The organism is Streptomyces sp. NPDC028289, assembly GCF_055565975.1.
In genome coordinates, this window is the sequence record NZ_JBVHTI010000003.1 from 461,072 (window position 1) to 478,054 (window position 16,983).

16 protein-coding genes and 2 pseudogenes are annotated in these 16,983 nt (G+C 72.3%); 14 read left to right on the forward strand and 4 right to left on the reverse strand.

The features are described 5' to 3' along the window. Position 1 precedes the first annotated feature (1 nt). Positions 2 to 736, reverse strand: a complete 735-nt coding sequence (locus ACZ4UV_RS16235; protein WP_467838488.1) for a hypothetical protein — start codon at positions 734 to 736, stop codon at positions 2 to 4. 336 nt (positions 737 to 1,072) lie between these two features. On the opposite strand from ACZ4UV_RS16235, the gene purN reads away from it, so the two are divergent. Both purN and purH read left to right on the forward strand, forming a co-directional pair. Then, positions 1,073 to 1,702: a phosphoribosylglycinamide formyltransferase gene (purN, locus tag ACZ4UV_RS16240; RefSeq protein WP_451022234.1), complete on the forward strand. Its 630-nt coding sequence runs from the start codon at positions 1,073 to 1,075 to the stop codon at positions 1,700 to 1,702. Then, on the forward strand, positions 1,699 to 3,282 hold the full coding sequence (purH, locus tag ACZ4UV_RS16245) for a bifunctional phosphoribosylaminoimidazolecarboxamide formyltransferase/IMP cyclohydrolase (protein WP_467838492.1): 1,584 nt from the start codon (positions 1,699 to 1,701) through the stop codon (positions 3,280 to 3,282). The genes purN and purH overlap by 4 nt, the downstream gene beginning before the upstream one ends. A 79-nt stretch (positions 3,283 to 3,361) precedes the next feature. Here purH and ACZ4UV_RS16250 read toward each other — a convergent pair whose 3' ends face one another. Continuing rightward, entirely contained in the window at positions 3,362 to 3,952 is a 591-nt protein-coding gene (locus ACZ4UV_RS16250) for an RDD family protein (RefSeq protein ID WP_351497969.1), read from the reverse strand. 230 nt (positions 3,953 to 4,182) lie between these two features. Between ACZ4UV_RS16250 and ACZ4UV_RS16255 the strand changes: the two genes are divergently transcribed. The 5 genes from ACZ4UV_RS16255 (at position 4,183) to ACZ4UV_RS16275 (ending at position 9,088) form a co-directional block, all read left to right on the forward strand. After that, positions 4,183 to 5,037, forward strand: coding sequence for a bifunctional methylenetetrahydrofolate dehydrogenase/methenyltetrahydrofolate cyclohydrolase (locus ACZ4UV_RS16255; protein ID WP_351497971.1), 855 nt, complete (start codon positions 4,183 to 4,185; stop codon positions 5,035 to 5,037). Next, the gene (locus ACZ4UV_RS16260; RefSeq protein WP_390044143.1) at positions 5,027 to 5,455 is read left to right on the forward strand and encodes a DUF3017 domain-containing protein; all 429 of its coding nucleotides are present in this window, start codon (positions 5,027 to 5,029) and stop codon (positions 5,453 to 5,455) included. Before ACZ4UV_RS16255 ends, ACZ4UV_RS16260 begins: the two co-directional genes overlap by 11 nt. 371 nt (positions 5,456 to 5,826) lie before the next feature. Beyond that, positions 5,827 to 6,303 (forward strand): helix-turn-helix domain-containing protein, encoded by a 477-nt coding sequence (locus tag ACZ4UV_RS16265; RefSeq protein WP_467838496.1) that lies wholly within the window; start codon positions 5,827 to 5,829, stop codon positions 6,301 to 6,303. A 354-nt stretch (positions 6,304 to 6,657) separates the two neighbouring features. Continuing rightward, positions 6,658 to 7,698: a helix-turn-helix domain-containing protein gene (locus tag ACZ4UV_RS16270; protein ID WP_451022309.1), complete on the forward strand. Its 1,041-nt coding sequence runs from the start codon at positions 6,658 to 6,660 to the stop codon at positions 7,696 to 7,698. A gap of 400 nt (positions 7,699 to 8,098) precedes the next feature. Continuing rightward, positions 8,099 to 9,088, forward strand: coding sequence for a malate dehydrogenase (locus tag ACZ4UV_RS16275; protein ID WP_133028872.1), 990 nt, complete (start codon positions 8,099 to 8,101; stop codon positions 9,086 to 9,088). A gap of 76 nt (positions 9,089 to 9,164) precedes the next feature. On the opposite strand, the gene ACZ4UV_RS16280 is transcribed toward ACZ4UV_RS16275, so the two are convergent. Continuing rightward, the gene (locus tag ACZ4UV_RS16280) at positions 9,165 to 9,851 is read right to left on the reverse strand and encodes a siderophore-interacting protein (RefSeq protein ID WP_451022308.1); all 687 of its coding nucleotides are present in this window, start codon (positions 9,849 to 9,851) and stop codon (positions 9,165 to 9,167) included. A gap of 39 nt (positions 9,852 to 9,890) precedes the next feature. Further along, a pseudogene (locus ACZ4UV_RS16285) lies at positions 9,891 to 10,385 on the reverse strand (MFS transporter); the annotation flags it as partial. A gap of 144 nt (positions 10,386 to 10,529) precedes the next feature. On the opposite strand from ACZ4UV_RS16285, the pseudogene ACZ4UV_RS16290 reads away from it, so the two are divergent. The 7 genes and pseudogenes from ACZ4UV_RS16290 to ACZ4UV_RS16320 form a co-directional block, all read left to right on the forward strand. Next, positions 10,530 to 10,676: pseudogene (locus ACZ4UV_RS16290) on the forward strand (LysR family transcriptional regulator); the annotation flags it as partial. 254 nt (positions 10,677 to 10,930) lie between these two features. Then, positions 10,931 to 12,688 carry a COX15/CtaA family protein gene (locus tag ACZ4UV_RS16295; protein ID WP_451022307.1) on the forward strand — a complete coding sequence of 586 codons (1,758 nt, stop codon included), beginning with the start codon at positions 10,931 to 10,933 and terminating at the stop codon, positions 12,686 to 12,688. After that, positions 12,678 to 13,028 (forward strand): hypothetical protein, encoded by a 351-nt coding sequence (locus ACZ4UV_RS16300; protein WP_451022306.1) that lies wholly within the window; start codon positions 12,678 to 12,680, stop codon positions 13,026 to 13,028. The genes ACZ4UV_RS16295 and ACZ4UV_RS16300 overlap by 11 nt, the downstream gene beginning before the upstream one ends. Positions 13,029 to 13,038: 10 nt before the next feature. Next, on the forward strand, positions 13,039 to 14,115 hold the full coding sequence (locus ACZ4UV_RS16305; RefSeq protein ID WP_467838502.1) for a hypothetical protein: 1,077 nt from the start codon (positions 13,039 to 13,041) through the stop codon (positions 14,113 to 14,115). Between the two features lie 192 nt (positions 14,116 to 14,307). Beyond that, a complete protein-coding gene (locus tag ACZ4UV_RS16310; protein WP_390044159.1) occupies positions 14,308 to 14,487 on the forward strand; it encodes a hypothetical protein in 180 nt (59 codons plus the stop codon). A gap of 21 nt (positions 14,488 to 14,508) precedes the next feature. Then, positions 14,509 to 15,210, forward strand: coding sequence for a DUF2637 domain-containing protein (locus tag ACZ4UV_RS16315; RefSeq protein WP_390044161.1), 702 nt, complete (start codon positions 14,509 to 14,511; stop codon positions 15,208 to 15,210). Positions 15,211 to 15,406: 196 nt separating this feature from the next. Next, a complete protein-coding gene (locus ACZ4UV_RS16320; protein WP_467838505.1) occupies positions 15,407 to 16,918 on the forward strand; it encodes an aldehyde dehydrogenase family protein in 1,512 nt (503 codons plus the stop codon). Positions 16,919 to 16,983: the final 65 nt, after the last annotated feature.

Below are 16,983 nucleotides of genomic sequence, written 5' to 3' on the forward strand. Positions count from 1 at the left end.
GTCAGCTGTTCCCGCTCCCCAGTACCCCCCGCAGCTCCTGCGGCAGCAGGTGGTCGCAGGACTGCTTGGCCTCGTTGGTGAGGGCGTCCGAGACGCAGGTGTAGTAGTCGCGGTAGACCATCTGAGCCGTGAAGTTGGCCGCCACCAGGGCCAGTGCCAGGGACGCCGTGACCAGGCCGCTGATCGCCGCCGTCGTCTGGGGGCGGCCGGTGGCGGCCTCGTCCGGGTTGCGGGGCTTGACGCGGAGCGCGCTGATGCCCCAGTAGAGAGCCAGGGCACCGAGCAGCAGTGCCACGTACGGCCAGCTGAAGAGCGCGAAGAGGAAGGCCCACATGCCGCACAGCAGCGCGTACCGCGCCCGCCGCTGGGCCGGGTCGGTCGGGTCCCAGCGCATGCCGGGTCCGCCGGGGCCGTTCTGGCCGCCGCCGCCCGGGCCGCCGTCGGGACGCTGGCCGAAGCCGCCGGACTGCCGGCCGGGCTGGCGGTCGCTCCACTGACTGCCCCAGGGCGTTTCCCCGTCGTCGTCACCGGCCGGGCGGCGCGGCCGCCACGGGCTGTCCGGCGTGCCCTCCGGCGGCGGGGCGAAGGGGTTGTCGTCCTGCTGGTCGCCCTTCGGCCGGTCCGAGGGCGCGTCCGGCGGCGAGGCCGGCCGCTCCCGCAGCAGCACGGCGAAACGCGTCCCTCCCTGTACCGACTGCGGGGGGAGCATGCGAAGTCCCAGGCTGCGGTCCGGCATCAAGTGAGCGTCTTCCCCTAGATCAAGATGAACAGAACAGAGCTGATGGCTGGATACGGCGGATGGCTGCGGGCGATCGGCACGGCAGCCGAAACGACCGCCTACCCGGTGAACGCGTCGTATCCCGGACGCGTTCCCGCCTCGGTACCTCCCAGACGCTACCTTCCGGCCACGCCCCCGTCCCGTGGGGGCCGCCCGGTGTGCCGGTATCGTTGCTGACGGTCGGCCGCTTCGTAGACTTCCCCGTATCCCGGGGCGCGAAGCACTCGTACGAATGTACAAAGCGGGTGCGAGTCCGGCCGCCGTACCGACGCTTCCCCGAGAAAGGGCCCCACCGTGGCCGCCAAGCCCGTGGCCAAGCGCCTCGTCGTGCTGGTCTCCGGATCCGGCACCAACCTCCAGGCGCTCCTCGACGCGATCGCCGAGAACGGCGCCGAGGCCTACGGCGCCGAGGTCGTCGCCGTCGGTGCCGACCGAGCCGGCATCGAGGGGCTCGCGCGCGCCGAGCGGGCCGGGATCCCGACCTTCGTGACCAGGGTGAAGGACTTCGGGACCCGGGACGAGTGGGACCGGGCACTGGCCGACGCCGTGGCCGCCCACGAACCCGACCTCGTCGTCTCCGCGGGGTTCATGAAGATCGTCGGGAAGGAGTTCCTGGCGCGGTTCGGGGGGCGGACCGTCAACACGCACCCCGCGCTGCTGCCCAGTTTTCCGGGGGCCCACGGCGTACGCGACGCGCTCGCGTACGGCGCCAGGGTCACCGGCTGCACCGTCCACTTCGTCGACGACGGCGTCGACACCGGGCCGATCATCGCTCAGGGCGTGGTGGAGGTCCGGGACGAGGACGACGAGAGCGCTCTGCACGAGCGCATCAAGGACGTCGAGCGAAGGCTGCTCGTCGAGGTCGTGGGGCGGATCGCCCGCAACGGCTATCGCATTGAGGGACGAAAGGTAGTTATCCAGTGACCGCCGAGAGCACTGTCACGGCCGAGAGCGGCAAGCGGGCCATCCGTCGCGCGCTCGTCAGCGTCTACGACAAGACCGGGCTCGAAGAGCTCGCCCGCGGGCTGCACGAGGCCGGTGTCGCACTCGTCTCCACCGGCTCGACCGCCGCCCGCATCGCCGCCGCCGGCGTCCCCGTCACCAAGGTCGAGGAGCTCACCGGCTTCCCGGAGTGCCTGGACGGCCGGGTCAAGACCCTGCACCCCAGGGTGCACGCCGGCATCCTCGCCGACCTGCGCCTGGAGGACCACCGGCGCCAGCTCGAAGAGCTCGGCATCGAGCCGTTCGACCTCGTGGTCAGCAACCTCTATCCGTTCCGCGAGACCGTCGCCTCCGGCGCCACCCCCGACGAGTGCGTCGAGCAGATCGACATCGGCGGCCCGTCGATGGTCCGCGCGGCCGCCAAGAACCACCCCTCGGTCGCGATCGTCACCAGCCCCGCCCGCTACGCCGACGTCCTCAAGGCCGTCGCCGAGGGCGGCTTCGACCTCGCCACCCGCAAGCGGCTCGCCGCCGAGGCCTTCCAGCACACGGCCGCGTACGACGTGGCGGTGGCCTCCTGGTTCGCCTCGGAGTACGCCCCGGTCGACGACTCGCGGTTCCCCGACTTCCTCGGTGCCACCTGGGAGCGCGAGAACACCCTGCGCTACGGCGAGAACCCGCACCAGCCCGCCGCCCTCTACGTCGACGCCGTCGGCGGCGGCCTCGCCAAGGCCGAGCAGCTGCACGGCAAGGAGATGTCGTACAACAACTACACGGACACGGACGCCGCGCGTCGTGCCGCGTACGACCACGACGAGCCGTGCGTCGCGATCATCAAGCACGCCAACCCCTGTGGCATCGCGGTCGGTTCGGACGTCGCCGAGGCGCACCGCAAGGCGCACGCCTGTGACCCGCTGTCGGCGTTCGGCGGGGTCATCGCCGTCAACCGGCCGGTGAGCAAGGAGATGGCCGAGCAGGTCGCCGAGATCTTCACCGAGGTCATCGTCGCGCCCGACTACGAGGAGGGCGCGCTCGAAGCCCTCGCCAGGAAGAAGAACATCCGGGTGCTGAAGGCGCCGGGCGCCCCCGCCAACCCGGTCGAGGTCAAGCCCGTCGACGGCGGTGTGCTGCTCCAGGTCACCGACCGCCTCCAGGCCGACGGCGACGACCCGGCCAACTGGACCCTCGCGACCGGCGAGGCGCTGGGCGCGGCGGAGCTGGCGGAGCTCGCGTTCGCCTGGAAGGCCTGCCGGGCCGTGAAGTCCAACGCCATTTTGCTCGCCAAGGACGGCGCCTCGGTCGGCGTCGGCATGGGCCAGGTCAACCGCGTCGACTCCGCGAAGCTCGCCGTCGAGCGGGCGGGGGAGGAGCGGGCGCGCGGCTCCTACGCCGCCTCCGACGCGTTCTTCCCGTTCCCCGACGGCCTGGAGATCCTCACCGCGGCCGGCGTCAAGGCCGTGGTGCAGCCGGGCGGTTCGGTCCGTGACGAACTCGTCGTGGAGGCCGCCGAGAAGGCGGGCGTGACGATGTACTTCACCGGGACGCGGCACTTCTTCCACTGAGCCGCCGCACCAGAAGCGCAAACGCAAGGGCCGTGTCCCCCTCGGCGGGGGACACGGCCCTTGGGGTACCGGCGAACGCTCAGTTGCTGCGGATCACGATCGTGCCGCAGACCTTGTCGGCGAACGTCTGGCGCTTGGCGTCCCACGCCGGCCACAGCCAGCCCAGGTAGCAGGCGAGGCTGTCCAGGATGTGCGCGATACGGCGCACGAAGGCCATGCCGACGCCGATCGGCTGGCCGGTGGCCTCCTTGACCAGGCGGATGCCCAGCGCCTTCTTGCCGATGGTCTGGCCGGTGCGGCCCTCCATGATCAGCTGCCAGATCGCGAGGCCGAGGATCGCCAGGCCGCCGATGATCCCCAGCACCGCGGCCTTGCTGCTGAAGAGCACCAGGATGTACGGCACCAGGAAGACCAGGCCGTCGACGATCGTGCCGCCGAAGCGCTGGCCCCAGTTCGCGTACGGCGGCGTCGCGCCGTAACCCTGCTGCGGGTAGCCGTAACCGCCCTGCTGCGGGTAGCCCGGCTGCTGGGGGTAGCCGTAGCCCTGCTGCGGGGGGACGCCCTGCGGGGCCTGCTGGTAGCCGGGCTGCTGCGGGTAGCCGTAGCCGGGCTGGCCCTGCTGCGGGTCCTGCGGCTGACCGTAGGGGTTGTTGGGCGCGCCGAAACTCATGACGGGTTTCCTCCGTTTGACCTGCGGGGACGACGCGGACAAGGACGGAGGTACGTCATGAACTGAGCGGTTTTGCCCCCCACCGGACCGCGATACTGCGCCGTTCATCGTTAAGTACGGGCGAGTTGTTGTCCAGTCCGATTCGCGATGTGTTGTGCAAGTGCAACATCATTGATCATGACCGCACACCCGACTGGAACCGGGAGACCGGCATCCGCGAGGATGGAGCCATGACCGCCCAGATTCTCGATGGCAAGGCCACCGCAGCCGCGATCAAGTCCGATCTGACCGCCCGCGTGGCGGCGCTGAGGGAGAAGGGCGTCACGCCCGGCCTCGGCACGATCCTCGTCGGGGACGACCCCGGCAGCCAGAAGTACGTCGCCGGCAAGCACCGCGACTGCGCGCAGGTCGGCATCGCCTCCATCCAGCGCGAACTCCCGGCCACCGCGACCCAGGAGGAGATCGAGGCGGTCGTCCGCGAGCTCAACGACGACCCCGCCTGCACCGGCTACATCGTCCAGCTGCCGCTGCCCAAGGGCATCGACGAGAACCGCATCCTGGAACTGATGGACCCGCACAAGGACGCGGACGGCCTGCACCCGATGAACCTCGGCCGGCTGGTGCTCGGCGAGCCCGCGCCGCTGCCCTGCACCCCCAACGGCGTGCTCACCCTGCTGCGCCGGTACGGCGTCGAGATCAAGGGCGCCGAGGTCGTGGTCGTCGGCCGCGGCGTGACCATCGGCCGCCCGATGCCGCTGCTGCTCACCCGGCGCAGCGAGAACGCCACGGTGACCCAGTGCCACACCGGCACCCGGGACCTCGCGTCGCACCTGAAGCGCGCCGACATCATCATCGCCGCCGCCGGCTCCCCGCACCTGATCCGCCCCGAGGACGTCAAGCCGGGCGCCGCCGTCCTCGACGTCGGTGTCTCCCGCAACGCCGACGGCAAGATCGTCGGGGACGTGCACCCCGGGGTCGCCGAGGTCGCCGGGTGGCTCTCGCCGAACCCCGGCGGTGTCGGGCCGATGACCAGGGCGCAGCTGCTCGTCAACGTGGTCGAGGCGGCGGAGCGCAGTGTCGGCTGACCGCGGTCACGAGCAGAGTGCGGGGCGCCGGGCGACCCGGCGCTTCCCGCTGTTCACCCGGGACACGGCGCGCCCCGAAGGGGGCGGCAGGGCCGCGTCGGGGGATCTGCCGGCACCGGCCCGGCAGTGGCCGATGCTGGTGGTGCTGTCGACCGTCGCGGTCGGGCTGCTGCTGACCTCGCTGGACCAGTTCCGGGTCGGCGCGCTGCTGATCGGGGCGGCGCTGCTGGCCGGGGCGGTGATGCGGTGGATTCTGCCGAGCGTGGGGATGCTCGCGGTGCGGTCGCGGTTCACGGACATCGCGACGTACGGGGTGCTGGGGCTGGCGATCGTGCTGCTGGCGTTGATGGCGCAGCCGAAGCCGTGGCTGGTGATCCCGTATCTGAAGGACACGCTTCATTTCACGATGAAGAGCTGAAGGGTTCGGGTTCGCTCTCGCTTTCGGGTGTGGGCGCGTGGGGGCTGGTCGCGCAGTTCCTCCCCCAGCCTTCGGCCGGGGGTACCCCGGCGCCCCTTCGGGGCGCTCCCGTGGACGGCGCTGAAAAGACTCCCCCTGGCCGAAAGGCGGCCCGTCCCCTCCCCCGAGCAGGACGGACCGCTGTCGGGAATCAGCCTTCCACCGCGCGGCCGCTGTTCAACGGCTGTCCACCGGCTGTGGCAGAGAGGTGACAGTTCCGGTACGGGCCGCCCGCACTGCCACTGCCTGCGGGAACCGGCGGGCCGCCCGCCGTCGTCACCCGCTCTGAACTGGCAACGAACTGGCAACGAGGCAGGCCGTGGAGGTGCGTGATGGGCGGCTGGCAGCCGCTGCCGGAGGGGCTCCCGCCGGAGGTGCGGCACTTCGTGGAGCAGCTGCGGCTCCTCAAGGACGACACCGGCCTCAGCCTCGTCGCGCTGGGTGCCCGTACCGCGTACAGCAAGTCCTCCTGGCAGCGCTATCTCAACGCCGTGCAGCCACCGCCCCGCCAGGCCGTCGTCGCGCTGTGCCGGGTCGCGGGCCTGGCCGACACGGACGCCGAACGGCACGCCGTGCGCTGGGAGCTCGCCGTCGAGGCCTGGCCGCGCCCGGCGACCGCGCCGGACCCGGACCGGCCGCCGGGCGCGGGGGAGGCGGAGGGGTACGAGGACGATCCGACCCTCCCGTGGTGGGACCGGCCGGAACAGGACCCGGCGCCCCGCCCGCACGGCCGCCTGCTGCTGTACGCGGTCCTGCTGCTGCTCGCCCTGCTCCTCGTGGCCGTCGTCGGTGCGGTGGCTCTCGGGTGAGGTGCGCCCCCTGTGACCTGCTGTGACCTGCGAGGTCACGGCCGGATGACCGGTGTGTCGATGTGTTGACAAGTTCGCGGATATGTCACGGAGTCGACTCACAACCGGGCTAACGTGTCCATTCGGGACGAGCCGAGGGCCCGTTGGACCGTACGGCGGTCGGCGTGCAACGGTGCATGCCGGACGGGTCAGTGCTCCTGTGCGCCCCCTTCCCGGGGACTGTTCCCCGGGGCCGCCGCATCCCGCTGGGTAGCCAGACGGGGACCGGCGCGGGGGGCACCGCGCGAGGGGAAGCGCGGGGGAAGACACGGCACCGAACCGGGGGAAGAGGACCGGGGGAAGAGGGGGGAAGCAATGCCTCGTTGGAAAGCCCTGCCGGACGAACTCGATCCGCAGGTCAAGGAGTTCGCGACCCAGCTGCGGCGGCTCGTGGACCGCAGCGGCCTGAGCGTCGCGGCGCTGTCCGACCGCACCGGCTACGCCAGGACGTCCTGGGAGCGCTATCTCAGCGGCCGCCTGCTGGCGCCGAAGGGCGCGGTCGTCGCGCTCGCCGAGGTCACCGAGACCGATCCCGTCCACCTCACGACCATGTGGGAGCTGGCCGAACGGGCCTGGAGCCGTTCGGAGATGCGCCACGACATGACCATGGAGGCGATCCGGATCTCCCAGGCGCGGGCCGCGCTGGGGGAGTTCGGGGCACCGCCCGCCACGTCCTCCTCCTCCGGCGGCGGCAAGGCGCGGCGCCGGACGGGCAGCGCGGTGGCGATGCCGGGGATCGCCGGACCGGCGGGCGTCTCGCCCACCATCCCGCCCCAGCCGACGGCACCCGACGCCAACCGCCGGGAGGGCCCTGGCTCCCGCGGCCCGGCCGCGTCCCCGCCCCCGGCCCCGCCCGGCGGCGGCAGGCGGCGGCTGACGATGTTCCTCGCCGGGGTCGTCGGGGTGGTCGTGGTCGTCGCCGCGGTCCTCTTCTTCACCGGAGGCGACGGCGGCGGCAGGAAGAACCAGGGCAACGCCGCCTCGGCCACCCCGTCCACCGCCACCGGCAGCGACCTCCCGGCCGGGGTGAAGTGCGCGGGCGCCGGCTGCACCGGCAAGGACGCGGAGGCCATGGGGTGCAGCGGCGACCTCGTGACCACCGCGAAGACCGTCACGGTCGGCGCGACCACCCTGGAGGTCCGCTACAGCCGGACCTGCGGCGCCGCGTGGGGCCGTATCACCGGGGCCGCCCGGGGCGACTCGGTCCGGGTCACGGCCGGCACCACCACGGAACGCGGCGACATCACGGCCGCCGGCGACACGATCGCGTACACGCCGATGGTGGCGGTGCGGGACGCGGCGGCAGCGAAGGCCTGCGCCACGCTGGCCTCGGGGCGGACGGGGTGCACGACGTAGGCCCGAATGTCAGGCCGTCCGGCGTTCGCGGACGAGCCCGGAGGCCGACAGCGGGGACCCGGGGGCGGCAGCCCCCGGACCTCGCACAATGCCGGCCCGCGAAGAAATCGGCGGCACACAGGAATGCCCGCCTCCTGTCTGGGCACGCGACACGTATCCCCCCACGGGAGTCCGGATACCGGTACCCCCGAGTGGCGGCCGTCCTGTCCCACCTCTCCCGGACAGGCGGCCGCCTCTTTTGTGGGGTGAGCCACACGGACCCCTCGCCCTCCGGCATCCTTGATGCGCGATAGCCTGACCGGTGGATCTCTTGATACCAAGAGATCGATCATTTGTACGTCCGCACCCCAGGGCACCCAGGGCAAGGACGCCCACCGCCAGCTGTCATACGGAGAACGCCATGACCCGCACTCCCGTGAACGTCACCGTCACCGGCGCGGCCGGCCAGATCGGTTACGCCCTGCTCTTCCGCATCGCCTCCGGCCAGCTGCTCGGCGCGGACGTGCCGGTCCGGCTCCGCCTCCTGGAGATCACCCCCGCGCTCAAGGCCGCCGAGGGCACCGCCATGGAGCTCGACGACTGCGCCTTCCCGCTCCTGCAGGGCATCGACATCTCCGACGACCCGAACGTCGCCTTCGACGGCGCCAACGTCGCCCTTCTGGTCGGTGCCCGCCCCCGCACCAAGGGCATGGAGCGCGGTGACCTCCTGGAGGCCAACGGCGGCATCTTCAAGCCGCAGGGCAAGGCCATCAACGACCACGCCGCGGACGACATCAAGGTCCTGGTCGTCGGCAACCCGGCCAACACCAACGCGCTGATCGCGCAGGCCGCCGCCCCGGACGTACCGGCCGAGCGCTTCACCGCGATGACCCGCCTCGACCACAACCGCGCGCTGACCCAGCTCGCGAAGAAGACGGGCTCCACGGTCGCCGACATCAAGCGCCTGACCATCTGGGGCAACCACTCCGCCACCCAGTACCCCGACATCTTCCACGCCACCGTCGCCGGCAAGAACGCCGCCGAGGTCGTGAACGACGAGAAGTGGCTGGCCGAGGAGTTCATCCCGACCGTCGCCAAGCGCGGCGCGGCCATCATCGAGGCCCGTGGCGCGTCCTCCGCGGCCTCCGCGGCCAACGCCGCGATCGACCACGTCCACACCTGGGTCAACGGCACCGCCGACGGCGACTGGACCTCCATGGGCATCCCGTCGGACGGCTCCTACGGCGTCCCGGAGGGCCTGATCTCCTCCTTCCCGGTCACCACCAAGGACGGCAAGTACGAGATCGTCCAGGGTCTGGAGATCAGCGACTTCTCCCGCGCCCGCATCGACGCCTCGGTGCAGGAGCTGGCGGAGGAGCGCGAGGCGGTCCGCGCCCTCGGCCTCATCTGAGCCTCCCCGCACCTCACGGGCCCCGTTCGGACTCCTCCGGAACGGGGCCCGTTCCCGTCCGCCCGGCTGCCGGGCGTCACTCCATCCCCCGCTTCCCCGGCGTCCAGAACGGCTTGGTGAGGACCGCGCGCCGGTCCCACCCCGCCTCCTGGACCAGCACCTTCCGCACCTCCTGCACGGCCCGCGCCTCCCCGGCGACATACGCCACCCCGCCGGGCTCGGGAGCGAGCCGCCGGACCGCCTCCGGCAGCGAGGTCTCGGTCCGGAGCACCCAGTCGAGGCGCTCCGCGTGGGTGAGCGGCAGCCGGTCGGCGGCCGTCTCCGTCTCGACGCAGCCGGAGACGCGGGCCTCCCCGGGCAGTGCCGCGAGCATCGCGCCGAAGGCGACCGCGGCCGTCTCGTCGCCGACGAAGACGTGGTGGGCGGCGTCCGGGCGCAGCGTGAAGGTGCCCTCCGGCCTGCGCAGCCGCACCTGCTCCCCCTTCCCGACGGTCCGGCCCCACCGGGCGCCCGGTCCGCCCTCGGAGTGGTCGAGGACGCACAGCTCGACGACGCCGGACGGGTCGTACTGCCAGACCGAGTACGTCCGCAGGGTCAGCCCGGTGACCAGGACCCGGACCTGCTGGCCGGGCCGGACGTCGAGGCCGGCGAGCTGGTCGCCGTCGATGCGCAGCCGGCGCATCCGGGCGGTGATCTGCTCGGCATCGGTGACGGTGCCGCGCAGGGTCAGCAGGTCGAGGACGGGGTTCAGGAGGGCGGGCATCGGGGGCTCCTCAACGGGCCGGGGTACGGGGGGAGTTGCTCAGGCGCCGGTAGAACGCGATAGTACGCGTTCCGGGTCGGACGCGATAGTACGTGTCGAGGTGCGGTCGCCGTGGCCGGCCACCACGAGCGCCGTCGCCGCGAGCACCAGCAGGGCGACGGTACGCAGGGCCGGGCCCATCCCGGAGCCGAGGTCGCCGTGCGCGGACAGGATCGTGCCGGTGACCGCGACCCCGAGGGCGGCGCCGGTCTCGCGCGCCGTGGTGCCGAGCCCGGAGCCGAGCCCCGCCTGGTGCGACGGGAGCGAGCTGACCACGCCGAGGGTGAGGGCGGGCATCGACAGACCGGTGCCGGCCGAGATGACCACCAGCCAGCAGGCGTACGTCCAGTACGGCGTGGCCGCGTCGACGGTGGAGGCGCCGAGCAGGCCGAGGCCGATCAGGGCGAGTCCGGCTCCGACGACCGCGCGCGGACGGCCCGCCCAGCGGGCGGCGAGCCTCGGGACCAGGGCCATGCCGATCGTCAGCGGCATGAGGCGCACAGCACGAGCAGGACAGGGCGTTTCAGGGCGTGCGAGGGCACGGCTCCTCCCGGGGAGCTGGTGGGTGTGGTGTGGGCTGCCCTGTCACCGTAGGCTCGGCGCCGACCTGCTTTCCAGTGCAACCTTTGCAAGGGGCGAGTGCGTATGACGCAATCCGCGGGATCCCCCGCCGGCCTCGACCTGAACCTGCTGGTCGCGCTGGACGTGTTCCTGGAGGAGGAGAGCGTGCAGGGCGCCGCGCGGCGGCTGCACCTGTCCGAGCCCGCCATGAGCCGCACCCTCGGCACGACGCCGACCCGGCCCACGCCTGGCTGCGGCGCTGTGTCAGGGAGGTGATGACCGACGCCGGAACCTGAGGTCCGGCGGCTCCGGGGCGGTTGCCGGCGGCGGCCCGCAGCCTCCGGGGCATGACCGCCGGCCGACTTCTGACCAGCGGTGCCTTCCGGCAAATCCGTTCCGCCGGTCACCGTCGCCCCCCTATGCTGATGGCTCGTCAACTTGACGTCCAGCACCGCATTTCACACGCATCGGGGGATGGCGTGAGCACTGCTTACGTGCCGCAACAACCGCAGCGGGCGACGCCCGAGCCGGCACCGCCCGCACAGCCGGCCGTGCCGCCGTACGCCAGCGAGGCGACCCGGCTGCTGTGCGCGGGCGCCTACCTGGACCCCGGCTACCGGGACCGGGTCATCGAGGAACTCGACCTCAACGAACAGCGGTTCGTGGCCCCCTCGCTCGGCTTCGACGCCGCCCGCGTCCTCGCCCACGCGCTGCGCGCCCGCCGCCAGGAACTGCTGTGGGCGGCCGCGATCCTGGGCCTGTGGGCGGTAGGACTGCCGCTCAGCGGCTGGCTGCTCGCCTTCTTCCTGCTGCCCGGCATCGCGCTCGCCGTCGCCCCCTGGATCCAGGGGCTCACCGTGGTGCCGCCGCTCTACCGGGCGATCGGCGCCTTCCTGGTCCGCTGGTGGGGCCGGGTCTTCTTCGCGACCGCCCTGGTCCTCACCCTGGTCATCGCCTTCGGCGGCGGCTCGGACAGCGGCACCTCGTACCAGTCGTACCCGGACGACGGCTCCTACGGCTCCGGCTACTCGCACTCCACCGGCCTCGCCGACCTGCTGGTCCCGGGCAGCGGCGACCTCGGCGGCCTCGCGAAGCCCTGGCACGCCTGGCTCGCGCTCGCCGTGCTGGCCGGCGTCGCCCTGTGCGGGCACGCCCAGCGCACCCGGTTCAGCCGGGCCCTGGCCGGCGAACTCTCCCCGCAGCGCTTCCCGGACGCGGCGAACGACCCCGCGGAGAAGACCGAGAGCGCCCGCTTCCAGCGGCTCAGGCAGCGCATCCGGACCGAACAGCACGCCCCGCTGATCATGTACAACGAGGCCGATCCGTTCTGCGGGGCCGGCACCGCCTACAGCACCTGGGTGCTCGCCGTCGAGCTGCGGCCCGACGAGCTGAAGAAGGAGCACCTGCCGCTCAGCAACCGCGCCGTCCTGGAGCGGATCCGCCCGTTGCTGGAACGGCTCCGCATCCCCGCCGAGTACGCGGGCCCCGGCGCCCGCGACCGGCTGCGCCAGCTGGAGATCGACGAGTGCGTGTTCCTCCCGGCCGAGGGGCTGCTCAGCCGGGAGCAGGCGCCCTACACCCCGCAGGCCTTCGAGGAGCACCGGGCGCGGGCCGTCGAGGAGGGCGCCGAGAAGCGCCGGCACTTCCTGCGCATCCGGGTCGACGGCTGGGAGGAGGAGCTCGTCGTCACGGTGTTCGTGCGCGTCCACACCCAGGGCCGGATGCTCGTCCTGGAGATCGCCCCGCACGTCCTCACGCCGGTCCGCGCGGACTTCAAGCAGGCCGACCGGGTCGCCCACCGGTTCCGGAACAACAACCGGCTCGGCAAGACCGCCGCCGCGCTCGTCCTGCTCCCCGGCTCCGTGGGCCGCTCGCTGGTCCAGCTCGGCCGGGGCGCGGTGTACGTCTGGCGGCTGCTGACCGGCGGCCACGCGGGCGCGCTGCCCGAGGGGCCCGCGCTGTCCGTGCGCGAGCTGGCCGCGGTGGACGTCGGCTCCCACTTCCAGGAGATGGACGTGGCCCGCTATCTGCGCAGCATCCAGGACCGGGTGGCGAACGGCGTACGGGCCGCGCTCGCCGACGCCGGGTACGAGACCGGCGAGTTCGTCCAGAAGATCGTCAATGTCAGCAACGACGTGAGCATCGGCCGGGTCGAGGGCTCCACGTTCGCGGTCGGCAGCCACGCCACCGCCGGCAGCGTCGTACAGGAGAAGGGGGCCGACACCCATGGCCGGTGACGAGCCGCAGGTCAGTTTCGGCAGCGTGTCGGGAAGCACGTTCGCCATCGGCAGCCACGCGCATGCCGAGAGCCACCACCACGGCGCCGGGGCCGACCGGGCCGACGAGGAACTCCTCGCCGCGGTACGGGAGCTGCGCGCCGACCTGGAGCGGGTGCGGGGCACCGAGCAGACCGCGGCGCTGGGCGCGGCGCTCGCCGAGACCGAGGAGGAGATCACCAGCACGGGCCAGGCGGGTCCCACCCGCCGGCAACGCCTGCGCGAACTCCTCACCGACTCCCAGGCCCTCCTGAACGTCCTGGCCTCGGCGGGCGCCCTGGCCGGTCTGCTCGGAATCTGAGAGGCCGACGATGACGAACGGGGGAACACGCCACTGGAACGAGGACGCCCAGCGCTGGGAGGAGGGATCCACCGCCCCCGCCCCGGCACCCACGCCCGCGCCCATACCCACACCCCCGCCCATGCCCATGCCCACACCCCCGCCCCCCGCCACGACACCGCCGGTACCGGCTCCGCCCTCGGTCCCCGCCCCCGCTCCGGCGGCCGAGTGGTGGTCGGACGGGGGGAGCGGCTGGGCGTCCGGGGAGGCTGCCGCGGAGACCGTGGTCGCCTCGGGGGGTGCCGGGAGCGGTGGGGGCGGGGTCTCCCGGCCGTCCTCCGGTCAGTGGGCGCCCGCCGAGCCGCCTCGGGTGACGGCGGTGGGGGGACGGCTGCCCGGCCGTAGGACCGTGTGGTCCGTCGTCGTCGGGGCCGCCGTCGTCGGTGTGGCCGCGAGCCTGGTGCTGACGCTGGTGGTCGGCAAGGGGGACGGCCGCAAGCCCGCCACGGCCGCCGTCTCCGTCACCCCGACCCCCTCCGCCCCCGTCACCCCCACCCCCTCCGCCCCCGGTACCGGGGGCGGGGAGCCGTCCACGGACACCGGCTCCCCCGCACCGTCGGCCGGGTACCAGTTGCGCCAGGACACCGAAGGCTTCCGGGTCGCCACCCCCGAGGGGTGGACGCGGTCCGCCGTCGCCTCCTCGTACGGGTTCGACGTGGTCAACTACCGCAGCCCCGACCGCACCCACCGGCTGCAGGTCTACCAGGTCGCGGAGGCCTCCCCGGACGCCTCCTTCGAGCTCTACCTCTCCGACGAGACCCCCAAGCCGGACGGCTTCCAGGAGCTCGGCCTGACCAGCCTCGACGGCGGTCCGTTCACCGGCGCCCGACTGGAGTACGTGGCCGGCACGATCAGCGGCGAGCCGGACATCGGCACCTGGCACGTGTACGACGAGCGGTTCGTCGCACAGGACGGCAGGGTCTACGCCATCGCCTCCTACGGCCCCGACTCCGACGGCGGAGACGACGAGCTGGCCTACCTGACGACGGCGGTGGACTGGTTCTGCCCGCCGGACACGACCTGCGACGCGGACCCGGCGGCGGACTGAGTCACGGGCCGCCGCACCGCCTCCCCGCACCGGTCACGTCGCCGTTCATTTAAATTCAGTATTCCCGGAGCGCAATCCCGCGCATATTCACAGATTCTTCAATTGTGAGCCGACGGGCATTCTATAACTTCTCTTCCGGGTGACTGAATTCCCCCGAACGCTCCAAATCCCGCCCCGTCCGACGGTCGTTAGGTGACCGTGACGCGATTGGACTGGTGCGCAGCCGAAGATCATCCGACAACTGTGCTCCGTTGGCCCGGTGGTATGGATATCACCTCATGCTCGGACCTGCTCGATGATTTCCTGAAGAGAATCAATGCGATGGAAATTGAATATCGGCGGACCATGGCAGATCTGTACGGAGCGTTCTGAGGCAGGGTGCGGAGGTATTCGATGGACGGGATTCAGCACGACTCGGGGCCGGGTCTCTATGATCACACCGGTTTCTACGACCATCCCGGTCTCTACGACCACGCCTGGGGTGCCCCGGAGCCGGACGTCGCGCCGAGCGACTGGGACCCGGTCGAGGAGCTGGCGCAGATACTGTCCGCACCGACCGGTGTGACCGCGGCCCCCACCCTGCTGGACGTGCCGGCCCAGCGCCGGGGCAGCCGTCGGCGGGTCCGCCATCGGGTCCGCCACGACTCCCACCTGCTCGACGGCGGCCGGAGCGTCACGCACATCACGCTCCTGATCGCGACGGTCTCGCTGTGCGCGGTGTCCATGCTCGCCTGGTCGCTCTGCTACTCCTACGCGCAGCTGCGCGGCATCGCCTCGTCGGTGCTCCCCGGAGGGCTGGCACAGTACTGGCCGCTGACGGTCTACGGCCCGTGGTTCGTGGCGGCGCTGTCCGTCCTGCGGGCCACCGCGCAGCGCCGGAGCGCGCGGCGGTCCTGGTGCGTCGTGCTGGCCGCCTCCGTCGTGGCCGTGGCCCTGTGTATCAGCCACTCCTCCCATGCGCTGTTGTCCTTAGTCATCTTCGGGATTCCGCCCGTCACCGCCCTGGTCTGCTTCTGGGAGCTCGTCGGCCAGATCTCGACCAAGAACGGGCCCCGGCACGCCACGCCCGCCGCGTCGGCGAGCACGACGCCCTGAGCTCGAACACGAACACGAGGGTCATCGCCCTCTCTGGATGGTTTGTGCCGTCTTGTCCGACTGTTCAGTGACGCCGCACACTTTCGACCGCTGATTGCGCATGCAATGCGAGGTCGAGGGCAGGTGCCGGCGGTCCCCGAGTGTGACCCGAACGTCACGCAGGGGCACCGAACAGGAACGGAAGGCAATACCGATCATGGCGGACAGTACGGCACGAGCGACCATCCATGCCGGAGGCGACTGGCTGGCAGCGGTCTCCGGCGCGACACGCGAGATCATCGACCCCGCGGACGGCCTGCCCTTCACCGTGGTCGCCGAGGGCGACGAGAAGGACGCCGAGGCGGCGGTGGCCGCCGCCCGGCGCGCCTTCGACACCGGCGACTGGCCCCGGACCCCCGTCGCCGAGCGCGCCGCCCTGCTCCGCCGGGTCGCCGACCTCCTCGTGCGCGACCGCGAACAGCTCGGTCTCCTGGAGAGCCGGGACGCGGGCAAGACCGTGGCGGAGGGCCGCGTCGACATCGACTGCGTCGCCGACGCCTTCCGCTACTTCGCCGACCTGGTCGCCGCGGAGGGCGCGGGCCGGGTGGTGGACGCGGGCTCGGCCGACGTCCACAGCGTCGTCGTATCCGAACCGGTCGGCGTCTGCGCGTTGATCACGCCCTGGAACTACCCGCTCCTCCAGGCGAGTTGGAAGATCGCCCCGGCGCTCGCGGCCGGCAACACGTTCGTGGTCAAGCCGAGCGAGCTCACCCCGCTGACGACGGTCGCGCTGATCGGACTGCTCGCCGAGGCCGGGCTTCCCGCCGGAGTCGCCAACCTGGTCACCGGCCCCGGTCACACCGTCGGCGCCCGCCTCGCCGAGCACCCCGACGTCGACCTGGTCTCCTTCACCGGCGGTCTGGTCAGCGGCACCAAGGTCGCCCGGGCCGCCGCGCCCACCGTCAAGAAGGTCGCCCTCGAACTGGGCGGCAAGAACCCCAACGTCGTCTTCGCCGACGCCTGCGCCACGCAGGAAGGTTTCGACACCGCCGTCGACCAGGCCCTCAACGCCGCGTTCATCCACAGCGGCCAGGTCTGCTCGGCCGGCGCCCGACTGATCGTCGAGGAGCCGGTCCGGGAGCGGTTCGTCGCCGAACTCGCCCGCCGGGCCGCCAGGATCCGGCTCGGCCGGGGCACCGCGGACAGCGTCGAGTGCGGCCCGCTCGTCTCCGAGCAGCAGCGCGCCAAGGTCGAGGCGTACGTGGCGTCGGCGCTGGCGGAGGGCGCGGTGCTGCGCGCGGGCGGCAAGCGCCCCGAAGCGTCCGCCGACCGCCCGGCCACCGGCTACTTCTACGAGCCGACCGTCCTCGACCAGTGCCACCGCGAGATGCGGGTCGTGCGCGAGGAGGTCTTCGGCCCGGTCCTCACCGTCGAGACCTTCCGCACCGAGGACGAGGCGGTCGCCCTCGCCAACGACACCGAGTACGGACTCGCGGGCGCCGTCTGGAGCACGGACGCCGGGAAGGCCCGCCGGGTCGCGGGGCGGCTGCGGCACGGCACGGTGTGGATCAACGACTACCACCCCTATCTCCCGCAGGCGGAGTGGGGCGGCTTCGGAAGGAGCGGGACCGGCCGCGAGCTGGGACCCGCCGGGCTCGCCGAGTACCGCGAGACCAAGCACGTCTACCAGAACCTCGCGCCGAGGCCGGTGCGCTGGTTCGCCGGCTGAGCCCTCCCGACCGCCGTACGCCAGAAGCCTCGCAGTGAGCCAGTGAGCCAGTGAGCCAGTGAGCC